Source organism: Streptosporangium nanhuense (assembly GCF_059358815.1).
Window position 1 is genome coordinate 43,402 of record NZ_JCADBG010000023.1, and the last position, 19,688, is coordinate 63,089.

Here is a 19,688-nt window from a genome sequence, read left to right on the forward strand (position 1 = left end):
CGATGAAACAGCCGACCAAGCAGCACAGCCTCCGCACCGTGGCGCTCGCCGCGCTCGCCGTGGGCACCCTGGCGACCTCGGCCGCCTGCGGCAGCGGGTTCGACGACTCCACCGGTCAGGGCGCCGCCCCGCAGAGCAGCGGGCCCGCCAAGCTGCAGGTGCTCATCGGCTCCTCCGGCGACGCGGAGACGGACGCGCTGCGCGCCGCCGCCCAGACGTGGTCGGCGTCCTCGGGCAGCACCGCGACGATCACCCCCGCCCAGGACCTGACCCAGCAGCTCGGCCAGGCCTTCGCCGGGAGCAACCCGCCGGACGTGTTCTACGTCGACGCCGCGCGCTTCGCCGACTACGCGAGCGTCGGGGCGCTGGAGCCGTACGCGGACAAGATCTCCGACGCCACCGACTTCTACCCCGGCCTGCGTGAGACGTTCACCCACGACGGCACCTTCTACTGCGTGCCCAAGGACTTCTCCACCCTGGCGCTGATCGTCAACGACGACCTGTGGAAGAAGGCGGGGCTCACCGACGCCGACGTGCCGACCACCTGGGAGCAGCTCACCTCGGTCTCCGGCAAGCTCAAGGAGAAGGTGCCGGGCGTCACCCCGCTGGTCGTCGGCGACACCCGCGACCGGGTCGGCGCGTTCATGGTGGAGGCCGGCGGCTGGATCGTCAGCCCCGACGGCAAGAAGGCGACCGCCGACACCCCCGAGAACGTCGCGGGCCTGAGCTACGTCCAGGGCCTGCTGAAGGACAAGTTCGCCCAGTTCCCCAAGCAGCTGGACGCGGGCTGGGGCGGCGAGGCGTTCGGCAAGGCCAAGGCCGTGATGACCATCGAGGGCAACTGGATCAAGGGCGCGATGAAGGCCGACTACCCGGACGTCAAGTACAGCGCCCACGAGCTGCCGGCCGGTCCCAAGGGCAAGGGCACCCTGTCCTTCACCACCTGCTGGGGCATCTCCGCCAAGAGCAAGTACAAGGAGCAGGCGATCGCCTTCGTCGAGGCGATGACCAAGGCCGACCAGCAGATGGCCTTCGCCAAGGCGTTCGGCGTGATGCCCTCGCGCCAGTCGGCCAAGGACGCCTTCACCCAGGCCTTCCCCGAGGACGCGCCGTTCGTCGACAGCGCCGAATACGCCCAGGGGCCGGTCAACGCCCCCAAGATGGACAGCGTGCTCGCCGACTTCGACACCGCGATCCAGCAGCTGCCCGCCGGTGACCCCAAGAAGATCCTGGCGAACCTGCAGAAGAACACCCAGGCCGCGCTCGGCAACTGAGCCAGCCCGGTGCGCGGTCCCCGGAACGTTCCAGGGGCCGCGCACCGGACGTGAGGGAGAGTGACGTGGCCGAGACAACGACCGCACCGCGGCGTCCCGCGCGCCGCCTTGGCGACAGGGCCAGGGAGAACATCGCGGGCTGGCTCTTCGTGGCGCCGGTGGTGGTGATCCTCACCCTGTTCATGCTGCTGCCGATCGGGATGGCGCTGTGGGTGAGCCTCACCGACTGGAACGGGCAGGGCAGCCCGTTCCGGGCGCAGGTGCCGTTCGTCGGCGTGGACAACTACACCGAGCTGTTCACCCAGGACAACCTGACGCGCCTGAACTTCATGACGAGCCTTCGCAACAACTTCTACTACGTGCTGATCGTGGTGCCCGCCCAGACGGTCCTGGCGCTCGGCCTGGCGCTGATCGTCAACCGCAGGCTGCTGAAGGGCAAGACCTTCTTCCGCACCGCGTTCTTCTTTCCCTCGGTGACCAGCTCGGTGGCGATCAGCGTCCTGTTCCTGTTCATCTTCAGCAACTCCGGCGCGGTCAACCAGCTGCTCGCGTTCGTCGGCGTCGACGGGCCCCCGTGGTTCTCCGACGCGCGAGGGGTGCTGCACGTGCTGCTGGGCTCCGTCGGCCTGGTCGATCCCGAGGCGCCCCCGGCGGCGCTGACCGGCGGCGGCCCGTTCGGGCTGTCGTGGTGGGACTGGCTGTCCGGTCCCAGCGTGGCCATGTGCACGATCATCATCCTGGTCGTGTGGACCACCTCGGGCACGTTCATGCTGATGTTCCTCGCCGCGCTCCAGGACATCCCGGTGACCCTGGAGGAGGCGAGCATGCTGGACGGCGCCACCTCCGGGCAGCGCCTGCGCTACGTGACGCTGCCGATGCTCAAGCCGACCCTGTTCCTCGTGCTCACCCTCGGCCTGATCGCCACCTGGCAGGTCTTCGACCAGGTGTACGTGATGAGCCAGGGCAAACCCGCCAAGACCACGCTCACCCCGGCCTTCCTGTCGTACCAGACGGCCTTCAAGGAGCTGGACTACGGCTCCGGCGCCGCCATCTCGTTCGTCCTGTTCGTGCTCATCGTGGTGCTGGCGGCGTTCCAGCGGTGGGTCATGCGCGACAGGGACGCCGGGGGCGGCGGCACCGCGAAGCGTTCCGCACCGCGCTCCGTCGCACCGAGCCCCGCATCACCCCCCACGTCACCCCCCACGTCACCCCCTGCGTCAACCCCTGCGTCGCGCCAGAGGAGGGCATGATGTCCGCGGTCAAGACCCGTTCCGCCCCCGCCCGTCCGGAGGGGGCGGGCGGGGGGCTCCGCTCACTGGTCTCCACCTTCGGCGGGTACGCCGTCCTGGTCTTCTTCTCGCTGGTCTTCCTCTACCCGTTCGTCATCCAGATCGCCAACTCGTTCAAGACCGAGCCCGACGCGGCGGCGAACCCGCTCTCGCCGATCCCCGACCCGGTGACCCTGGCCGGTTTCGAGCGCGTGTTCGTCGACACCGGCATGCCACTGTGGCTGGGCAACTCGGTGCTGGTGACCATCGTCATCACCGTCGGCCGGGTGTTCCTCGACTCGCTGGCCGGGTACGCGCTCGCCCGGCTGCGCTTCCGGGGGCGCAAGGCGCTCTTCACCTCGATCGTCGCGATCATGGCGGTCCCCGGGGTGGTGCTGTTCATCCCGAAGTTCCTGGTGCTGAACCAGCTCGGCATCTACGACAGCTACACCGCGCTGATCCTGCCGATCGTCGCGGACGCGGCCGGGGTGTTCATCATGAAGCAGTTCTTCGAGTCGATCCCGGTGAGCGTGGAGGAGGCGGCGCGGATCGACGGGGCGGGCCGCTTCCGCATCTTCTGGTCGGTGGTGCTGCCGATGGGACGCCCCGCCGTCATCACCCTGACGATCATCTCCTTCCAGAGCAGCTGGAACGAGTTCCCGCACACCCTGGTCGCCGTCCAGGACCCCAGCCTCTTCACCCTGCCGCGCGGCCTGGCCGACCTGGTCAGCGGCTCCCTCGGGCTCGGCAGCCAGTACCCGCTCAAGCTCGGTGCGGCGGTGCTCGCGACCATCCCGGTCGCGATCATCTTCGTGATCTTCCAGCGCTACTTCATCCGCGGCGCCAACGAGGGCGCGGACAAGGGGTGACACGGAGCCGGGACGAGGAACGGGAAAGGGCGACGGGCCACGGGGAGTAACGGCCTCGTACCGGGTATGTGTGGATGATGCTCATATTCGGTTTGCGCACGGTGGCCCATCGGCTCGGAGTGGTGACCCTGACCTGTCGCAACTGCGGCAACACGGCGGCCCAGGTGCTGTCACGGCGGGTCACCAAGTTCAGCCTGTTCTTCATCCCGTTGTTTCCGGTAAGAACGAGATACGACATGCAATGCACTTTCTGTGGAGTCTCCTACGGCGTTTCCAAGGAGGAGGCGAACCGGCTGGCGGTGCACTGACCTCCCGCGCGGCCCCCGCCCCGGCGTACCGGCGCCGGGCGCGGATCGCCCCCGAAAGAGACGTCAACGCATTTGGAGCCACCTTTATGCCAGTTTAAGATTTACTGGAAAAGCCGCTGCGTCACCTTTTACCCCGATGGGTAATTACCGCTGGTCACCGTTCCGGTGTTGATTTTCCAACCCCTTAGAACAGCGAGTAAAACGGAAAAGATGACTCACAGCGGCAACAAAAGGATTTCCTCCTCGACGCCCGGTGGGCGTGCCCAGGCCTGGGCGGCCGTGACGACGATCGCCGGGGCCTTCCTGGCGGCGTCGTGCCAGACGCCCGCCGGCGCCTCGACCCTGGAGACGAACACCACCCGATTCAACCCGCCAGCGGATCTCGTCGCCGCCCGCGTGGGCTGCCGGCTCCCCGACGCCTCCGGAAAGCCGCGTCTTCGGATGAGGGACAACTGTTCCGGCGCGCGGTGCGCGTGCCGGCTCGGCCACCGGGAATACCCCGGCGACCGGCCCGAGGCGCGCGGCCGGACCGGCGCGAAAGGCACGGCCTGGCCGAAGTACTCCGCGGGGCCGAAGGAGAAGATGAGCCGGCGGGTCGCGACGAGGGCCGCCGACCCCCCGGATCCGGCGGCCGGGCAGGAACCCGGGAGCCCATCCGGTGATCAGGGAACGCCCCCGCCCGGGAGCCCGTCCGGTGATCAAGGGACGCCCCCGCCCGGGAGCCCGTCCGGCGATCAAGAGACGGCCCGACCCGGCAACCCGTCCGGTGATCAAGGGACAGCCCCGCCCGGGAGCCCGTCCGGTGATCAAGGGACAGCCCCGCCCGGGAGCCCGTCCGGTGATCAAGGGACGGCACCGCCCGGGAGCCCGCGCGCCGCGACCGACCCCCGGGCACGATCACGGCCGATCCTGTGGGCGTGCCGGGCCCCACCGGGCCTCAGGGATCCCGGGGGCTCCCGGGAGCGCCGGGCCCCACCGGACCCGCGGGACCGGCCGGCCCCGCCGGCAGCCTCGCGACCTCGCGTGACCGCACCTCCGAGTTCACCGCGTTCGTCTCCGGCACCGGAGCGACCTCGATCCGGGCCCCCGGACGAATCCCACCTGGCACAGCGTCACCGGGCTGGCCGGATATCCCGCCAGCGTGAGCGAGGTCTCACTCGAGGAGGACCTGACCTACCTCTACGTCACGGTGGCGAACCCGACGGGCACGATCGCCCGGGCGGCCTGCGTCGTGTATCCCGCCCCCGGAGTGCTGCTGGTCCCGCCGTGGCCGGGCAACTGCGGCTCCTTCGTCAGCCTGTCCCCGCCCAACTGAGGTACGGCGGAACCTTCGAGAACAGGCACGTGCCGCGCCCGGAACCTCCGGGCGCGGCACGCCCCCTCCCCCACACAGCGGAACCAGCGGCACGCCCCTCCCCCGCACGGCGGAACAAGCGGCACACCCCCACCCCCGCACAGCGGAACCAGCGGCGCGCGCTCCTCCCACGTCACGACGACTCCCTGACGGAACGTCTTCTCCCGCTCACGTCACGACAGCCCCTGTCGAAGCACCTGTCCCCCGCGTCACGACAGCCCCTGGCGGAACGCGCTCTCCCACCTGTGTCACCGCGGAACCCACCGGCGTACTCCTCCCGCCCGCGTCACGGCCGAGCCCGTCGGCACGTCTCTCCCGCTCATGGCACGGCGAATCCGACGGCGCGCTCCTCCCGCCCGCCCCACGGCGGAACTCGTCCGGACATCCGTCCCAGGCGCCCCCGGCCCGCCCGGACGGTCGCGGCGCCGACGCCCCCTCTCACCGCCCCGATCCCCGCCCGGCGTCTCCGCGCGGCCCTCCGACCAGCGAAGACAACGGCGTATCAGATCAAAAAAGATAATTAGCGCTAACAAACAAAGAAGTGTTAATTATTTACATTTATCGTAATTGTCCTTTACGGTGCCGAATCAGCCGGTGCCCGGACGGGACCGGAACACCCGATCCCCAAGGAGACTCCGTGCAGAACGCCCGGCCGCGCTCGTACCGCCGGTCAGCCGCGATCCTGTCCGCCGCTCTCGCCGTCCTGCTCCTCGCCCCCGCCCAGGCGGCGAGCGCCAGGTCGGCGGGCCCCCTGGCGGACGCCTTCGCTCGCGCCTCCGCCGCGTACGACGTGCCGCGCGACCTGCTCGTGGCGCTCGCGTACGCGGAGACGCACCTCGACGGGCACGACGGCGAGCCGAGCGCGAGCGGCGGGTACGGGGTCATGCATCTGGTCAGCAACCCCGCCGTGCGCGCCCTGGAACGCGCGGCCCAGCTGACCGGCCAGCCGGCAGCGACGCTGAAGCAGGACGACGCGGCCAACATCGCCGGCGGCGCCGCGGTGCTGCGCTCCCACGCCGACGCGCTCGGCCTCGACGCCGCCGCCAGGAAGGACGCCGGGCGGTGGTACCCGGCGGTGGCCAAGTACGGCAACGCCTCCAGCTCCGAGACGGCCAGGCTGTACGCCGACACCGTCTACGACCTCCTCGGCAAGGGCGTCCGGGCCACCGCCGCGGGCGGCGAGGTCGTCACCGTCATGCCCGTGGAACTGCAGGCGGACCGAGGCGCCTACGAGCGCGTGCGGGAACTGGCCGCCAAGACCCCGAGCCAGGACTACCCGGCCGCGAGCTGGGTGGCCGCCCACGCCGGCAACCGGACCACGGCGAGCAGGCCGGGAAGCAACAAGATCGACCGGATCGTCGTCCACGTCACCCAGGGGGCGTACGCGGGCACGCTGTCCTGGTTCCAGAACCCCGCCGCGAAGGTCTCCGCGCACTACGTCGTCCGCTCCTCCGACGGTGACGTCACCCAGATGGTCCGCGACAAGGACATCGCCTGGCACGCCGGGAACTGGTCCTACAACTCCAGGTCGATCGGCATCGAGCACGAGGGCTTCGTCAACAACGCCTCCTGGTTCACCGACGCGATGTACCGCGCCTCGGCGGCCCTGACCCGCGCCCTGTGCGACAAGTACGGCATCCCCAAGAACCGCTCGCACATCATCGGGCACAACCAGGTCCCCGGCGCCACGCACACCGACCCGGGCTCCCACTGGGACTGGGCCAAGTACATGCGGTACGTCACGGGAAGCACCGCCCCCTGGACGGCGACCACCGACAACTCCACCTCCGGCGCGTTCACCGCGAGCGCGAACTGGACCGCCTCCACCTCCGCCGCCGGGCGCCACGGCCCCGACCACCGCCAGGCGAAGCCGGTGACCGCCAGCGACGTCGCCTGGTACCGCTTCGCCGTCCCCGCCGCGGCCACCTACCAGGTCGAGGTCTGGTACCCGGCCGCCCCGGGCCACAACGGCTCCGCCCCGTACATCGTCGCCACCTCCACCGGAAGCAAGACGGTGTACGTCGACCAGCGCGCCGGTGGCGGCGCCTGGCGAAGCATCGGGACGTTCGCCCTGAAGGCCGGGACGTACAACGCCGTCGGCGTCAGCCGCTGGACCTCCGGCACGGGACTGATCGTCGCCGACGCGGTACGCCTCACCCGGCTCTGAGCCTTCCGGGCATCGGTTCCTCACCCGGCTCCGAGCTCCCCGGACCGGCCTGGCGGCCCGCCCCACCCCGCCGGAGGCGGGCCACCAAGCCTGGGGATCACCCCTTGACGGCTCCCACCAGGCCGTTGACGAAGTAGCGCTGCAGCAGCAGGAAGAGCGCGACGACCGGGATGACGATGATCAGGGACGCGGCCATGACCTCGTTGTAGTGCGGCACGTCGCTCGACAGCAGGCTCTCCAGGCCGAGCGGCAGCGTGTAGAGGGCGGCGTCGTTGAGGGACACCCGCGTCAGGACGTACTCGTTCCAGGTCGGCACCGCGGTCAGCACCGCGACCGTGATGAGGGTGGGGCGGGCCAGCGGCAGGTAGACCGACCAGAAGATCCGGAACTCCCGCGCCCCGTCCGCGCGGGCGGCCTCGCGCAGCTCCCGGGGGATCGAGCTGAAGCCGTTGGTGAGCAGCAGCACCGTCAGCGGGGCGGTGCCGTTGACGAACGGCAGGACCAGCCCCAGGTGCGAGCCCAGGATGCCGAGGTTCTTCTCCAGGATCACCACGGGGAGCAGCACCGTGATGCCCGGCACGAACAGCAGCGAGACGAAGAACCAGAAGAGCGCCTTCCTGCCGGGGAAGTCCAGCACCGCGAAGGCGTACGAGGCGAGGCTGTAGACCACCAGCACCCCGGCGACGGTCAGCGCGGTGACCTGGAGGCTGTTGAGGAAGTACTCGAAGAAGTTCAGGCGGCTCCACGTGTCCACCAGGGTGTCCAGGGTGGGATTCGCCGGGATGAGGTTGCCGCCCTGGAGGATCTCCTCCCTGGTCTTGAAGGCGCCCGACAGCATCCACAGGAACGGGTACAGGCTGATGAGCGCGTACGCCACCAGGGCGGTGCGGGCGATGGTCCGCACGACGCGTGACCCGATCATCGAATCCTCCTGAGCAGCCGCGCGTTGACCAGGGTGAGCAGCAGGGCTCCGGCGAAGAGCAGCCAGCCCAGGGCGCTGGCCATCCCCAGGGTCTGGGCGAGGCCCTTCATGAACGAGAGCCGGTAGACCTGCAGGCCGAGCACGTCGGTGTGCCCGCCGGGCCCGCCGTTCGTCATGATCAGGAAGATCTGGAAGCCGTGCAGCGCGTCCCGCACGCCGAGCAGCACGATGGCCGCGGTGAGGGGCGTCAGCAGCGGCCAGACGATGCGGCGCAGCACCTGGCGCGGCGCGGCCCCGTCGATGTGGGCGGCCTCGATCACGTTGGGGTCGATGGCCTGCAGCCCGCTGAGGTAGAGCAGGGTCGCGACAGGAACGCTCGACCAGACCAGGATCAGGATCAACGTGGGAAGCGCGGTGTCCGGGTTGCCGAGGAAGCCCTGCGGCTGCGACAGGCTGCCCAGGCCGACCGAACCCAGGAGCACGTTGATCGCCCCGTCGGGCTCCAGCACGTAGCGCCAGGCGTAGTAGACCGCGATGCCGCTGGTGACGTAGGGCAGGAAGTACACCGAGCGGAGCACCCCGCGCAGCCGCTTGACGGAGTTCAGCGCGACCGCGAGCGGGAGCGAGACGGCCACCGTGAGCGCCGGGACGGCCACCATGACCTGGAAGGTGTTCCAGGCCGCCCGGCGCAGCTCGGGGGCGAGCGCCGGGTCGGCGTACAACAGGTCGAGGTAGTTCTGGAGGCCGACCCACTTCCACTCGGGGGTGAACCCGTTCCACTTGGCGAAGCTCAGCGCGAGGCCGGTGCCGATGGTGTAGACGCCCATCAGCAGGAACAGCGCCACCGCGGGCAGGACGAACGCCCACCCGGTCAGCCACCGCCCCCACCGGCTCCGGCCTCGGCCCCGGTCACGGCGGGGCGCCTCCTCAGGGAGCCGCCCCGCGCGATCCTCGGTGGTGAGGGTGCTCACTTCGTGGACTTCCACATGGAGCCCATGATCTTGTCCATCTCCGGCCCGGCCTGCTGCGGGGTGACCTCCTTGAGCGGCGTCAGCCTGACCATCAGGTTCCCGGGATTGACCTGGTCGTAGTCGGAGGGGAAGAAGGTGGTGTCACCGGCGTCGTAGGTGGCCTCCGGGGCACCGGTGAAGTACTTCTGCAGCGACGCCAGATCGGGCCCGATCAGGGTCTCGGCCTCCGCGCCCAGGTCGGTCGCCGGCAGGTCGAGCGAGGTTTTGGCGACGATGCCCGCACCCTTGGGCGAGGTCACGAAGTCCAGCCACTTGACCGCCGCCTCCCGGTTCTTGCTGGTGGCGGTGACGCCGAGGGAGGTGAGCGCCAGGGGCGCCATCACGATCTCCTTGTTGAGCCCCTCGGCGGAAGGCGGGATCGGGAAGGCGAGCACCTTGTCGGGGGTCATCCCGTTCTGCGCGAGGAACGCAAGCGTGAAGGTGCCGCCGATGTTGAAGGCGGACTTGCCCTGCGCGAAGGCGATGTCCGCCTCGTCGATGCCGAGCGACGTCGTACCTGGCATCCAGTACGGGGTGAGCTCGCTGTACAGCTCCAGCGTCTTGATGCCGTCCGGCGAGCCGAAGCCCTGCGCGGCGCCCTTGGCGAACAGCGCCTGGAACCTCTCCTTGCCCAGGTAGGAGTGGGCCAGCGGCTGGTAGGCCCAGTTGAAGCCGGTCTGGGTGACCTTGAGCCCCAGGGAGAGGCCGCCCTGCTTGGGGTCCTTGCCGGTGGTCGCCTTGAGCGCGGCGAGGAAGTCCTCCCACGTCTTCGGCGGGGTGTCCGGGTCGAGCCCGGCGGCCTTCAGCTTCTCCTTGTTCGCGTAGACGATGCCGAACGCGCCGGCCGTGAACGGCACGCTGAACAGGGTGCCCGCCTTGACCTGCTTGAACGGTGAGTCGTTGGCCGCGAGGTCGATCCGCTTCTGGGTCATCAGCCCGGCCTCGCGGGTGGTCGGCAGCAGCCGCTGCTTCCAGGCGTCGGAGACGTCGGCGGCCAGGTCGACCAGGAGGCCCGAGGAGCCGACCTCCAGGTCCTCGCCGCCCGCGTGCAGCTCCAGCACGTCCGGCAGGTCGCCGGTCTGCGCGGAGCTCTGCACCTTGCTGACGAACACGTCGTCGGGGGTGATCGCCTCGATGGTGACGGCGATGCCGGTCTCGGTCTTGAACTGCTCGGCGGCCTTGGCCAGGGCGTCGGCGTGGGTCCGCTTGAACGTCCACATCTTCAGCGTCTGGCCGGCCGCCTGCCCGCCCTGCCCGCCGGTCTGGCCACCGCCCGACCCGCCGCCCGCGCAGGCGGCCGCGGTGAGTCCCACCGCGAGCGCCAGACCGGCGGCGAGGACCCGCTTGCCTGCTCTCATGTCGCGTCCTTCCCCGCCGCGGCGGTACGTACGGTGCGCGCGGCACGGTCCGCGCACGACGGTCCGGTGCTCCCGCGTCTGGCGGGCTCCGCCACCCTGCGGGCGCCTTGGGCGCTGTGGGGTGATCGGTATGGGCCGGTTGGCATCGGCATCGTCACTTCCTCGGGGGGTCGCGGAGGATGAGTCCGGGCTCTCGCCCGTGCCCCGGCGGGGATCCGGATCACAGGGCGGCGGCTACGCAAATCGTTAAGATTGGTTCCGAAACTTACACGCAACACAGCGGGTGTCAAGGGTTACCCCGGAGTGGAGGGACCGCGGCCGGGCGCGGCGGAACGCCCGGACCCGCGTGCGTGGCGCGACGATTCGGACCCGCACGCACGGCGGAGCGTTCAGCTCGCACGCGCGACACGGCGTTCAGGCCCGCACGTTCAGCTCGTACGCACGGACGTGACGTGCGGGCCCGCACGCGTGACGGAACGATTCGGACCCGCGCGTACGGCGGAACGTTCAAGCTCGCACGCACGACGTGACGCAGGTCCGCACGTTCAGCTCGTAAGCACGGACGTGACGTGCGGGCCCGCACGCGCGGCGGGGCGTTCAGGCCGACCGGCGGCGGACCAGCCGGGCCGGGATGACCATCTCGGCGGAGGACTCCGCCGCCCCGCCCCGCAGCCGTTCCAGCAGGCGGCGGCCACACGCCTGGCCGATCTCCCTGGCCGGGTTGGCCATGGTGGTCAGCCCCGGCGAGACGAGGCTCGCGGCCTCGATGTCGTCGAACCCCATGACGGCCAGGTCCTCGGGAACGCGCAGCCCCCGCTCCCCGGCCGTGTCGAGCGCCCCGATGGCCATGATGTCGTTGGCGCACAGCACGGCGTCCGGAGGTTCCGGCAGGTCGAGCAGGCGGGCGGTGCCCGAGGACCCGCCCGCCCGGCTGAAGTGGGTGTGCGCCACGAGCCGGGGGTCGGCGTCCGCTCCGGCGGCCAGCAACGCGGAACGGTAACCCGCGACGCGCTCGGCCGCGGGCCCCTCCGCGTGCGGGCCGCAGACGAAGCCGATCCTGCGGTAGCCGCGTTCCAGCAGGTAGCGGGTGGCCTCGGCGGCCCCGCCCTCGTCGTCGCTGTGCACGACGTCGACACCGGCCTGGACCAGGCGGCCCCCGAGCCGCACGACGGGGATGCCCGCCCCGATGACGGGCAGCAGGTCCTCGGCGTGCGTGTGGAAGACCGCGAAGGCGAGGCCGTCGACCTGCCGGGCGATCATCTGCTCGATGGCGGCGCGCTCCAGCTCCCGGTCGCCGTCGGTGTTGCTGATGATCTCGTCGTAGCCCGCCGGTCCCAGCACGTCCTGGAGCCCGCGCGCCAGCGCCGGGTAGAAGGGGTTGGTGATGTCCGGGATGATCAGCCCGATCGTCTGGCTCCTGCTCGTGCGCAGCCCGCGGGCGAGGACGTTGGGCCGGTATCCCAGCTGGTCGATCGCGGCCAGCACGCGCCGGCGCGTCTCCTCGGCCACCGGGCGGCGCCCGTTCAGCGCGTGCGACACCGTGGTCGCGCTCACCCCCGCGAGCTGCGCGACCCTGGTGATGCTGGGACGGTCACCGCGGACCGGCCCGCGGACGCCCAGCCCCGGGACACCTGTGTCCTCGCTTCCCCCCGAGGCCCACTCCCGCGCTCCCTGGTTTTCCCGCGCTTTCCCCTCCTGCTGCGTTCCCTGCGTTGCCTGTGTTCTCTGTGTTCCCTGCGCGGGCTCGTCCGCCGGGAGCCGCGCCGCCCCGGCGGACGGGACCCGCGGCGGGCCACCACGCGCGAGATCCGGCAGGTCACGGCCCGGCAGGTCACGGTCCGGCGAGCCATGACCCGGCGAGTCACGGCCGGGCAGGTCACGATCCAGCGGGTCACGGCCCGACGGGGCGAGGCTCGGCGAGTCGCGGGAGAGGAGGTCGAGGGCGGCGCCCAGCTCGTGGCGACCTAGGGTCGCGGCGTCCTCGAACGCGGCACCAGCGGCGATCCTGAGCAGGGTGGACTCCCAGACCTCGCGGACGGCCGCCAGGACGAGCGCGGCCACCACCCCGGCCCCGAGCGCCCCGGCCGCGCCGGGCTCACCCGCCCCCGCGCCGGACTCGATCGCCTCGCGCAGCGCGCGCTCCTGGCCCGCGAACATCTCCCGGGAGTACGACCGCAGCGCCGGGCTGTCGCGGTAGACGCGCGCGTGAACGGCGACCGCCTCGGCGTCGTCAGTGTCGCCAGTGTCGCCAGTGTCGTCGGTGTCGATCCCGTCAGCTGCGTCGTCCGTGCCCTCCCCCGCATCGGACGAGGGCCGGGTCATGACGCGGCGGATCGCGTCGACGGGCCGCTCCCCCGCCACGCGCTCCCGCAGGGCCAGCTCGGGAGCGGGCCACCCGAGCGGGTCGGCCTCGAAGAAGATCTGCTCCTTGACCGGGAAGTGATTGAAGACCGTCTTGGTCGAGACGTCGGCCACCGCCGCTATCTCGGCCACCGTCACGGTCTCGAAGCCGCGCTCGGCGAACAGGCGGCGCGCCGTGCCCGCGATGGCACGCCGCGTCTCCCCTTTCCTCCGCTCACGCCGCGTGGGGGGTCGCTCCTCGGAGGGTGCCGGGACCATGGGAGGATCTTACATCGACACACTCCTTACACCCACTATAACGACAAGTTTCTCAGGGCGGCTCGATGCCGCCGTCGGGCCGGCGCACCCGGGCCGACCAGCGTTCGTGGAGGTGCTCCAGCGGCGGATACTTGGCCGCCAGCGTCTCGTCCAGGTCGATTCCCCAGCCTGGCGCGTCGTTCGGGTAGAGGTATCCGTTGACGGGGCCGATCGTGCCGGGGAAGACCTCGTGGACGGCCCCGGGATAGATGTGCCCCTCCTGGATCTGGAAGGCGGGGGTGGTCACGTCGAGCGCCACGTTGGCGGCGGCGCCCACCGGTGAGACGTCCGCCGGCGAGTGCCAGGCGGTGCCCACGCCGGTCAGCTCGCAGAGCGCGACCAGCTTGCGCGCGGGGGTGAGCCCGCCCACCGACGAGACGTGCAGCCGCAGCAGGTCGACCCCGCCCTCGCGGACGATCCTGGCCGCGTCGGCGACGGAGCTGAGCTGCTCGCCCGCCGCGATGGGCATCGGGGCGGCCTCGCGTACCTCGGGCAGGCGGTCGTAGAACTCCGGCGCTATCGGATCCTCCAGGAAGAAGAGCCGGTACGGTTCGAGCGCCCGCGCGAGGGCGATCGCCTGCTTGGGGGTGAGCCGCGAGTGCACGTCGTGCATCAGGCCCGGCTCCTCCCCCAGCTCCCGGCGGGCCCGCTCGAACAGCTTCGGGGTGTCGCGCAGGTAGCGCTGCACGTCCCATCCGTCGGGGTACGGGGAGCCGGGGTAGCCGCCCGGCGAGCCCGGCGAGCCGTAGTGGCCGAGTCCCGGCGCCCCCGTCTGGAGCCGTACGTGGCGGTATCCGGAGGCCAGGATCGCCTGGGCCTCCTCGATCGTCTCCTCCACGGTGGCCGCGCCCGCGTGCAGGTAGGTGTCGGCCGCGGCGCGCACCCGGCCGCCGAGGAGCTCGTACACGGGCATGCCCGCACGCTTGCCCGCGATGTCCCAGAGTGCCTGGTCGACTCCCGACAGGGCGCTGTTCAGGACCGGGCCGCCCCTCCAGTAGGAGGAGAAGTGGACCATCCTGGTGATGTCCTCGATGTCGGCGGGGTGGCGGCCGACGAGGAGGGGGCCGACGTGGTGTTCCACCGCGGCGGCCACGGCGTGGAAGCGCTGGGTGAAGGTCGCGCAGCCCAGGCCGTACAGGCCGGGGTCGCTGGTGTCGACCCGGACCACCACGAGGGGCACGCCCTCGGGGGCGGTGACGATCGGCCGCACCCCCGTTACGCGGAGGGCGTCCCTGGCGGGCCAGGGGGCCTGGGTCTCGGGCATGGGAAGGGATGTCACGCGGCCTCCGCGGCGTCCGGTACGGGAAGGGATGTCACGCGGTCTCCGCCGCGCCCGGCACGGGGAAGGGGTGCCGGACGGTGAGGCCGAGCAGGCGGCGGGCCTCTCCCAGGTCGATCGGGACGGCCCTGCCCGGCACCGGCGCCCGCCGCTCGACCCCGGGGTGGAAGCGGTCGAGCAGTTCCTCGGTGGGCTGCGGGGCCAGCGTGTCCTCGGCCGTCACGAAGATCGCGCGGTAGCCCTCGATCGGCCGGGTGAGCGCCCGCCAGGTGGCGAGGGCGGCGTCCCTGCCGTCGAGGTAGGTCCACAGCTCGGCGGCGCCGGAGCCGGGGTCCTGCGCGTACTCCTCCGCGCGCTTGTCGAGCTTGTCCCCCGGCCCGCCGAGCAGGGGGAAGCGCAGCGCGACGACCGTCATGCCGTGGCGGCGCGCCATCATCGCCGCGGTCGCCTCGTCGGCCTGCTTCGACAGCCCGTACGGGTCCTCGACCTGCAGGGGCAGCGACTCGTCGATCGGCAGGTAGGCCGGGTGCAGCGGGCGCGAGGCCCAGGGGAGGCCGAGCACGGAGTAACTGCTCGCGATGGCGGCCCGGCGCACTCCCGCCTGGCCCGCCTCCTCCAGGACCACGAAGGTCGCCCGGGTGTTGCCGCAGAAGACCTCCTCGGGCGTGCCGAGGACCGGGGCCGGGATCGCGGCGAAGTGCGCGACGGCGTCCACGCCGTCGAGCGCGTCGCGCACCGTCGCCGGGTCTCCCACGTCCCCGACGACCACCCGGCCCGCCACCGGCCCGCCCGGGTCGTGCAGGTCGAGGGCGGTGGCCGCCACGCCCCGGTGCGCGAGCAGGTCGAGCATCAGCCGCCCCAGCCTGCCCGCGGCCCCGGTCACCAGGACCCGCCGTGGGACCTCACCCATGCGTCACCACCTGCGGCGGGAAGGGCACGCCTGTGTTGCAAATCGATTTGTACATATGAGATCAGCTTGCTACCCCGCCATTGCCGTGTCAATAGCGGTGCGCCCCGGGCGCGTCGGGACGCGCCCGGGAGGTCTCCGAGGTGGCGTCGTCCACCACCGGCGCCCGCCGGTCACGACCCGGCACCATGCCCATCGTCCGCCTCCGGCATCCGCCGGTCACGGCCCCGTATCCAACGTCCAGCCTCCGACGTCCGCCGGTCGCGCCCCCGGCACCGTGTCCGGGGGCAGCCGGCCGTGTCCGGGGGCAGCCGGCCGTGTCCGGGGGCAGCCGGCCGTGTCCGTGGTCAGCCGGCCCGCGAGGCGCGCCGGCGGCGTGCCAGGGCCGCCCCGCCGAGGACCGTGCCGGCCAGCCCCAGCACCATGGCCACGACGGCCCCGGCCCGCCCGTTCCCGGTGCCGGGGCCGCCGGTGGAGGTGGCCAGGTGCAGCACCGCGAGAGCCGTGCCGACCGGCCCCGCCACCAGGGCCACGAAGGCTCCGGCCCGTCCGTTCCCGGTGCCGAGACGACTTCCGGTGCCGGCACGGCCCGTGGAGCGGGCCAGGGCCAGCCCGCCGGCGACCAGGCCGACCAGCACCACCGCTATGGCCAGGTTGGCCCCGGTCCGCCCGTCGCCGATGACACCGCCGGGGGCGACCGTCATCAGGACTCCTGATGGGCTCATCTTTCCTCTTCTCTTTCGTGTGTCCCGCTCCCGGGGTCCTCGTGCGCTCCGTTCCCGGGGCCGGGTGTGGCCCCGATCATGTCCTCCGGCCGCGCCGCCCGTCGTCCCGCGTGCGGACGCACTTCGCGCTGCCGCGGACGGCGCACCCGGTTGCCGCGGGCGCCGCAGGCGCCGGGAAGGTACCGCGTACGTGGTAGACGACCGTTCATCCGTCAGCCGGATCCGCCCGCGGCGGCATCCGGATAGGTTGCCCGCATGAGCACAGGACGGCCCGGGGTCCGGGCCGGTGTCGGGGATTGGGTGATCGCCGTCGGCGTGGCGGCGGTGCTGCTGGTCACCGGGCTGTCCGGGCAGCGCTCCGCCACCGGCCTCGACCTGCTCGGCTACGCGCTGCCGGTGGCGGGCGGCCTGGCGCTGGCCGCGCGCCGCCGGGCGCCGGTTCCCGTCCTGGTCGTCACCGGGCTGTGCGCGGCAGGTCACCAGGCGGCCGGTTTCGACGTGCCGGCCGTCGCCTACCTGTTCGCGGTGTACGCGGCCGTGCGGGCGGGACACCGCACCGCCACGGTGGTGGCGAGCGTGGCCATGCTGGCCGCCCTCCCCCTCGCGGCCCTGGCCTCGGGCCTGCACGACACGGGCGAGGCGTTCGCGCAGGCCCGGGGTGCCCTGGAGCTGGCCTGGCTGATCGCGGCCGGTGCCGCGGGCGAGGCGTTGCGGCAGGCCGAGCGGCGGGCGGACGAGGCCGAGCGCACCCGGGAGGAGACCGCGCGGCGCCGCGCCGACGAGGAGCGGCTGCGCATCGCGCGGGAACTGCACGACTCGCTCACCCACCAGATCTCGATCATCAAGGTGCAGGCCGAGGTCGCCGTCCACGTGGCCCGCAGGCGTGGCGAGCGGGTGCCCGAGGCCCTGCTCGCGATCCAGGAGGCCGGACGTGAGGCGACCCGGGAGCTGCGCGCGACCCTGGAGGCGCTGCGCGACGACGACACGACCCCGCCGCGCGGGCTCGACCACGTCGCGGAACTGGTGGAACGAGCCCGGACGACCGGCCTGGACGCGACGCTGACGATCGAGGGACGGCGGCACGACGTACCGGCCGCGGTGGAGCGGACCGTCTACCGGATCGTCCAGGAGTCGCTCACCAATGTGGCCCGTCACGCGGACGCCACCACGGCGTCGGTCCGGATCGACTGCCGTCCGAACGCCCTCGCGATCCGCGTCGACGACGACGGCAGGGCCACGCCGGGCACCGCGCCGGTGCCCGGTGTCGGGCTGCTCGGGATGCGCGAACGGGTCGCCGCCCTCGGCGGCCGGCTCCGGGCGGAACCGCGCGGCGAGGGCGGCTTCACCGTCCAGGCCGAACTCCCGGTGGACCGGACGCCGTGATCCGTGTCCTGCTGGTCGACGACCAGCCGCTCATCCGCAGCGGGTTTCGCGCGATCCTCGACCTCGAGGACGACATCGAGGTGGTGGCCGAGGCCGGCGACGGGCTGGAGGGCCTGGCCCAGGCCAGGGCACACCTGCCCGACGTCGCCCTCGTCGACGTCCAGATGCCGGTCGTCGACGGCATCGAGGCGACCCGGCGCATCGCCGCGGACCCGGCACTGGCCGGGGTGCACGTCGTGATCCTGACCAACTACGGCTTCGACGAGTACGTCTTCGACGCCCTGCGCGCCGGCGCGGCCGGATTCCTCGTCAAGGACATCGTGCCGGAGGACTTCCTGCACGCCGTCCGCGTCGCCGCGCGCGGCGACGCCCTGCTCGCGCCGTCGATCACCCGCAAGCTGATCGACCGGTACGTCGCCCAGCCCCTGGACGCGAGGACGGGCACCGGGCTGGAGGGGCTGACCAACCGCGAGCGCGAGGCCGTCGCCCTGGTCGCGCGGGGCCTGTCCAACGACGAGATCGCCGGCCGCATGGTGATCAGCTCGCTGACCGCGAAGACCCACGTCAACCGGGCCATGACCAAGCTCCGCGCCCGGGACCGCGCACAGCTCGTGGTCCTCGCGTACGAGTCAGGCCTGGTGGCCCCGCGCGACCGCTGACCTCGACGGCCCGCAGGGGGCCGGGGCGCGCCCGGGGAGGAGCGTCATAACGAGCCCCGATGGGACCTTTAAATGTTAGGAAACTTTCCTAAAGACATTGACGGATCGCTGTCGAGGTCGGTTGGATGGGCGGTCATCAAGCCCCCTCGGCCGAGATCTCTCGCCACCCCCTTGGCCTGTCAGGCCAGCGAGGAGCTCCACATGCTCAGACGCATCCGAACGACGGCAGCCGCGATCCTGGGTGCCACGGCGCTCGCCGTCACCACCCTCGCCGCCCCCGCGGCCGGTGCCGCGCCGCTGCCGAACCTCCCGGCCGCGCGAGTGCAGGCGCAGGCCGCCCCGGCGACCTTCACCCACCCCGGTGTCCTGGTCAGCAGGGCCCAGCTCGACTTCGTCCGGTCGAAGGTCAACGCGGGCGCCCAGCCGTGGAAGGGCGCCTTCGACCAGATGATGGGGCACTCCCTGGCGTCGCTGTCGCGGACCCCCAAGCCGCGCGCGATCGTGGAGTGCGGCTCCTACTCCAACCCCAACAACGGCTGCACCGACGAGCGCCAGGACGCGCTCGCCGCGTACACCATGGCTCTGGCCTGGTACATCACGCAGGACAGCAGGTACGCCCAGAAGGCCATCCAGATCATGGACGCCTGGTCCGCGGTGATCAGGGATCACACCAACAGCAACGCCCCGCTGCAGACCGGGTGGGCCGGGTCGTCGTGGCCCAGGGCCGCGGAGATCATCCGCTACACCTACACCGGGTGGTCCGCCGCCTCCGTCAACCGCTTCTCCACCATGCTGCGCACCGTCTACCTACCGAAGATCATCAACGGTTCCAACAGCAACGGCAACTGGGAACTGAGCATGATGGAGGCCGCGCTCGGCATCTCCGTCTTCCTCGAGGACCGGACGAGCTACGACAAGGCCGTGGCCAAGTTCCGCGGGCGGGTGCCGGCCTTCATCTACATCTCGTCCGACGGCGCGCTTCCCAAGGCGCCTCCGGGGAGCGGCATCGACACCCGCGCCGAGATCATCAACTACTGGCAGGGCCAGTCCACCTTCATGGACGGCCTCACCCAGGAGACCTGCCGCGACTTCACCCACACCGGGTACGGGCTGTCGGCCATCTCGCACTTCGCCGAGACCACCCGGATCCAGGGCCAGGACCTCTACCCGGAGATCAGCGAGCGGCTGCGTCACGCGCTGGGCATGCAGGCGAAGTACCAGCTCGGCGCCGCCGTGCCGTCCTCGCTGTGCGGGGGCACCCTCCACCTCGGGCTGGGCCCGATCACCGAGGTCGGCTTCAACGCCCTGAACACCCGGATGGGCATCGCCATGACGAACACCCAGCGTCTCACCGAGCAGCAGCGCCCGGCCGGGACGAACGTCCTCTTCGTCGCCTGGGAGACCCTGACCCACGCCGCCAACCCCGCGTGATCGAGGCACCTCCCACCCGGTGAGGGCCTGACCGCTCCTCCGTCCCCCGCCCCAACGGGCGGGGGACGGAGCCGCGCGTCCGGGCCCGGTTCCCCGGCCGGAAAAGACCGCGGATC

Annotated in this window: 17 protein-coding genes; 9 read left to right on the forward strand and 8 right to left on the reverse strand. The window is 71.7% G+C overall.

Going from position 1 to position 19,688, the window contains the following annotated elements; translation table 11 throughout:
* Positions 1 to 2: 2 nt before the first annotated feature.
* The 4 genes from AC5L38_RS34510 (at position 3) to AC5L38_RS34525 (ending at position 3,719) form a co-directional block, all read left to right on the forward strand.
* Positions 3 to 1,274 (forward strand): sugar ABC transporter substrate-binding protein, encoded by a 1,272-nt coding sequence (locus AC5L38_RS34510; RefSeq protein ID WP_495246995.1) that lies wholly within the window; start codon positions 3 to 5, stop codon positions 1,272 to 1,274.
* A gap of 65 nt (positions 1,275 to 1,339) precedes the next feature.
* Positions 1,340 to 2,524, forward strand: a complete 1,185-nt coding sequence (locus AC5L38_RS34515) for a carbohydrate ABC transporter permease (protein ID WP_495246996.1) — start codon at positions 1,340 to 1,342, stop codon at positions 2,522 to 2,524.
* Positions 2,524 to 3,411: a carbohydrate ABC transporter permease gene (locus AC5L38_RS34520; RefSeq protein ID WP_495246997.1), complete on the forward strand. Its 888-nt coding sequence runs from the start codon at positions 2,524 to 2,526 to the stop codon at positions 3,409 to 3,411. The genes AC5L38_RS34515 and AC5L38_RS34520 overlap by 1 nt, the downstream gene beginning before the upstream one ends.
* Positions 3,412 to 3,485: 74 nt before the next feature.
* The gene (locus tag AC5L38_RS34525) at positions 3,486 to 3,719 is read left to right on the forward strand and encodes a zinc-ribbon domain-containing protein (RefSeq protein WP_495246998.1); all 234 of its coding nucleotides are present in this window, start codon (positions 3,486 to 3,488) and stop codon (positions 3,717 to 3,719) included.
* A gap of 215 nt (positions 3,720 to 3,934) precedes the next feature.
* On the opposite strand, the gene AC5L38_RS34530 is transcribed toward AC5L38_RS34525, so the two are convergent.
* A complete protein-coding gene (locus AC5L38_RS34530; protein WP_495246999.1) occupies positions 3,935 to 4,075 on the reverse strand; it encodes a hypothetical protein in 141 nt (46 codons plus the stop codon).
* 785 nt (positions 4,076 to 4,860) lie between these two features.
* On the opposite strand from AC5L38_RS34530, the gene AC5L38_RS34535 reads away from it, so the two are divergent.
* Both AC5L38_RS34535 and AC5L38_RS34540 read left to right on the forward strand, forming a co-directional pair.
* Entirely contained in the window at positions 4,861 to 5,034 is a 174-nt protein-coding gene (locus AC5L38_RS34535) for a hypothetical protein (RefSeq protein ID WP_495247000.1), read from the forward strand.
* A gap of 676 nt (positions 5,035 to 5,710) precedes the next feature.
* Positions 5,711 to 7,240 (forward strand): golvesin C-terminal-like domain-containing protein, encoded by a 1,530-nt coding sequence (locus AC5L38_RS34540; protein ID WP_495247001.1) that lies wholly within the window; start codon positions 5,711 to 5,713, stop codon positions 7,238 to 7,240.
* 97 nt (positions 7,241 to 7,337) lie between these two features.
* On the opposite strand, the gene AC5L38_RS34545 is transcribed toward AC5L38_RS34540, so the two are convergent.
* From AC5L38_RS34545 to AC5L38_RS34575, 7 genes are all read right to left on the reverse strand, one after another.
* The gene (locus AC5L38_RS34545) at positions 7,338 to 8,162 is read right to left on the reverse strand and encodes a carbohydrate ABC transporter permease (protein ID WP_495247002.1); all 825 of its coding nucleotides are present in this window, start codon (positions 8,160 to 8,162) and stop codon (positions 7,338 to 7,340) included.
* Positions 8,159 to 9,148, reverse strand: a complete 990-nt coding sequence (locus AC5L38_RS34550; protein WP_495247003.1) for a carbohydrate ABC transporter permease — start codon at positions 9,146 to 9,148, stop codon at positions 8,159 to 8,161. The genes AC5L38_RS34545 and AC5L38_RS34550 overlap by 4 nt, the downstream gene beginning before the upstream one ends.
* On the reverse strand, positions 9,130 to 10,530 hold the full coding sequence (locus AC5L38_RS34555) for an extracellular solute-binding protein (protein ID WP_495247004.1): 1,401 nt from the start codon (positions 10,528 to 10,530) through the stop codon (positions 9,130 to 9,132). Before AC5L38_RS34555 ends, AC5L38_RS34550 begins: the two co-directional genes overlap by 19 nt.
* A 597-nt stretch (positions 10,531 to 11,127) precedes the next feature.
* Positions 11,128 to 13,149, reverse strand: a complete 2,022-nt coding sequence (locus AC5L38_RS34560) for a substrate-binding domain-containing protein (protein ID WP_495247005.1) — start codon at positions 13,147 to 13,149, stop codon at positions 11,128 to 11,130.
* Between the two features lie 52 nt (positions 13,150 to 13,201).
* Positions 13,202 to 14,467: an enolase C-terminal domain-like protein gene (locus AC5L38_RS34565; RefSeq protein ID WP_495247006.1), complete on the reverse strand. Its 1,266-nt coding sequence runs from the start codon at positions 14,465 to 14,467 to the stop codon at positions 13,202 to 13,204.
* A 34-nt stretch (positions 14,468 to 14,501) separates the two neighbouring features.
* Positions 14,502 to 15,377, reverse strand: coding sequence for an NAD-dependent epimerase/dehydratase family protein (locus AC5L38_RS34570; RefSeq protein ID WP_495247007.1), 876 nt, complete (start codon positions 15,375 to 15,377; stop codon positions 14,502 to 14,504).
* 344 nt (positions 15,378 to 15,721) lie between these two features.
* A complete protein-coding gene (locus AC5L38_RS34575) occupies positions 15,722 to 16,078 on the reverse strand; it encodes a DUF6223 family protein (RefSeq protein WP_495247008.1) in 357 nt (118 codons plus the stop codon).
* A gap of 276 nt (positions 16,079 to 16,354) precedes the next feature.
* On the opposite strand from AC5L38_RS34575, the gene AC5L38_RS34580 reads away from it, so the two are divergent.
* The 3 genes from AC5L38_RS34580 (at position 16,355) to AC5L38_RS34590 (ending at position 19,572) form a co-directional block, all read left to right on the forward strand.
* On the forward strand, positions 16,355 to 17,482 hold the full coding sequence (locus AC5L38_RS34580; protein ID WP_495247009.1) for a sensor histidine kinase: 1,128 nt from the start codon (positions 16,355 to 16,357) through the stop codon (positions 17,480 to 17,482).
* A complete protein-coding gene (locus AC5L38_RS34585) occupies positions 17,479 to 18,141 on the forward strand; it encodes a response regulator (RefSeq protein ID WP_495247010.1) in 663 nt (220 codons plus the stop codon). Before AC5L38_RS34580 ends, AC5L38_RS34585 begins: the two co-directional genes overlap by 4 nt.
* A gap of 201 nt (positions 18,142 to 18,342) precedes the next feature.
* Positions 18,343 to 19,572, forward strand: a complete 1,230-nt coding sequence (locus tag AC5L38_RS34590; protein ID WP_495247011.1) for an alginate lyase family protein — start codon at positions 18,343 to 18,345, stop codon at positions 19,570 to 19,572.
* The last annotated feature ends 116 nt before the right edge of the window (positions 19,573 to 19,688 follow it).

Excerpts from the sequence above, each read along its gene's own strand:
- AC5L38_RS34575 (WP_495247008.1), bottom strand. The coding sequence starts at position 16,078 with ATGACGGTCGCCCCCGGCGGTGTCATCGGCGACGGGCGGACCGGGGCC.
- AC5L38_RS34590 (WP_495247011.1), top strand. The coding sequence starts at position 18,343 with ATGCTCAGACGCATCCGAACGACGGCAGCCGCGATCCTGGGTGCCACG.
- AC5L38_RS34545 (WP_495247002.1), bottom strand. The coding sequence starts at position 8,162 with ATGATCGGGTCACGCGTCGTGCGGACCATCGCCCGCACCGCCCTGGTG.
- AC5L38_RS34570 (WP_495247007.1), bottom strand. The coding sequence starts at position 15,377 with ATGGGTGAGGTCCCACGGCGGGTCCTGGTGACCGGGGCCGCGGGCAGG.
- AC5L38_RS34520 (WP_495246997.1), top strand. The coding sequence starts at position 2,524 with ATGTCCGCGGTCAAGACCCGTTCCGCCCCCGCCCGTCCGGAGGGGGCG.
- AC5L38_RS34555 (WP_495247004.1), bottom strand. The coding sequence starts at position 10,530 with ATGAGAGCAGGCAAGCGGGTCCTCGCCGCCGGTCTGGCGCTCGCGGTG.
- AC5L38_RS34510 (WP_495246995.1), top strand. The coding sequence starts at position 3 with ATGAAACAGCCGACCAAGCAGCACAGCCTCCGCACCGTGGCGCTCGCC.
- AC5L38_RS34525 (WP_495246998.1), top strand. The coding sequence starts at position 3,486 with ATGATGCTCATATTCGGTTTGCGCACGGTGGCCCATCGGCTCGGAGTG.
- AC5L38_RS34560 (WP_495247005.1), bottom strand. The coding sequence starts at position 13,149 with ATGGTCCCGGCACCCTCCGAGGAGCGACCCCCCACGCGGCGTGAGCGG.
- AC5L38_RS34580 (WP_495247009.1), top strand. The coding sequence starts at position 16,355 with ATGAGCACAGGACGGCCCGGGGTCCGGGCCGGTGTCGGGGATTGGGTG.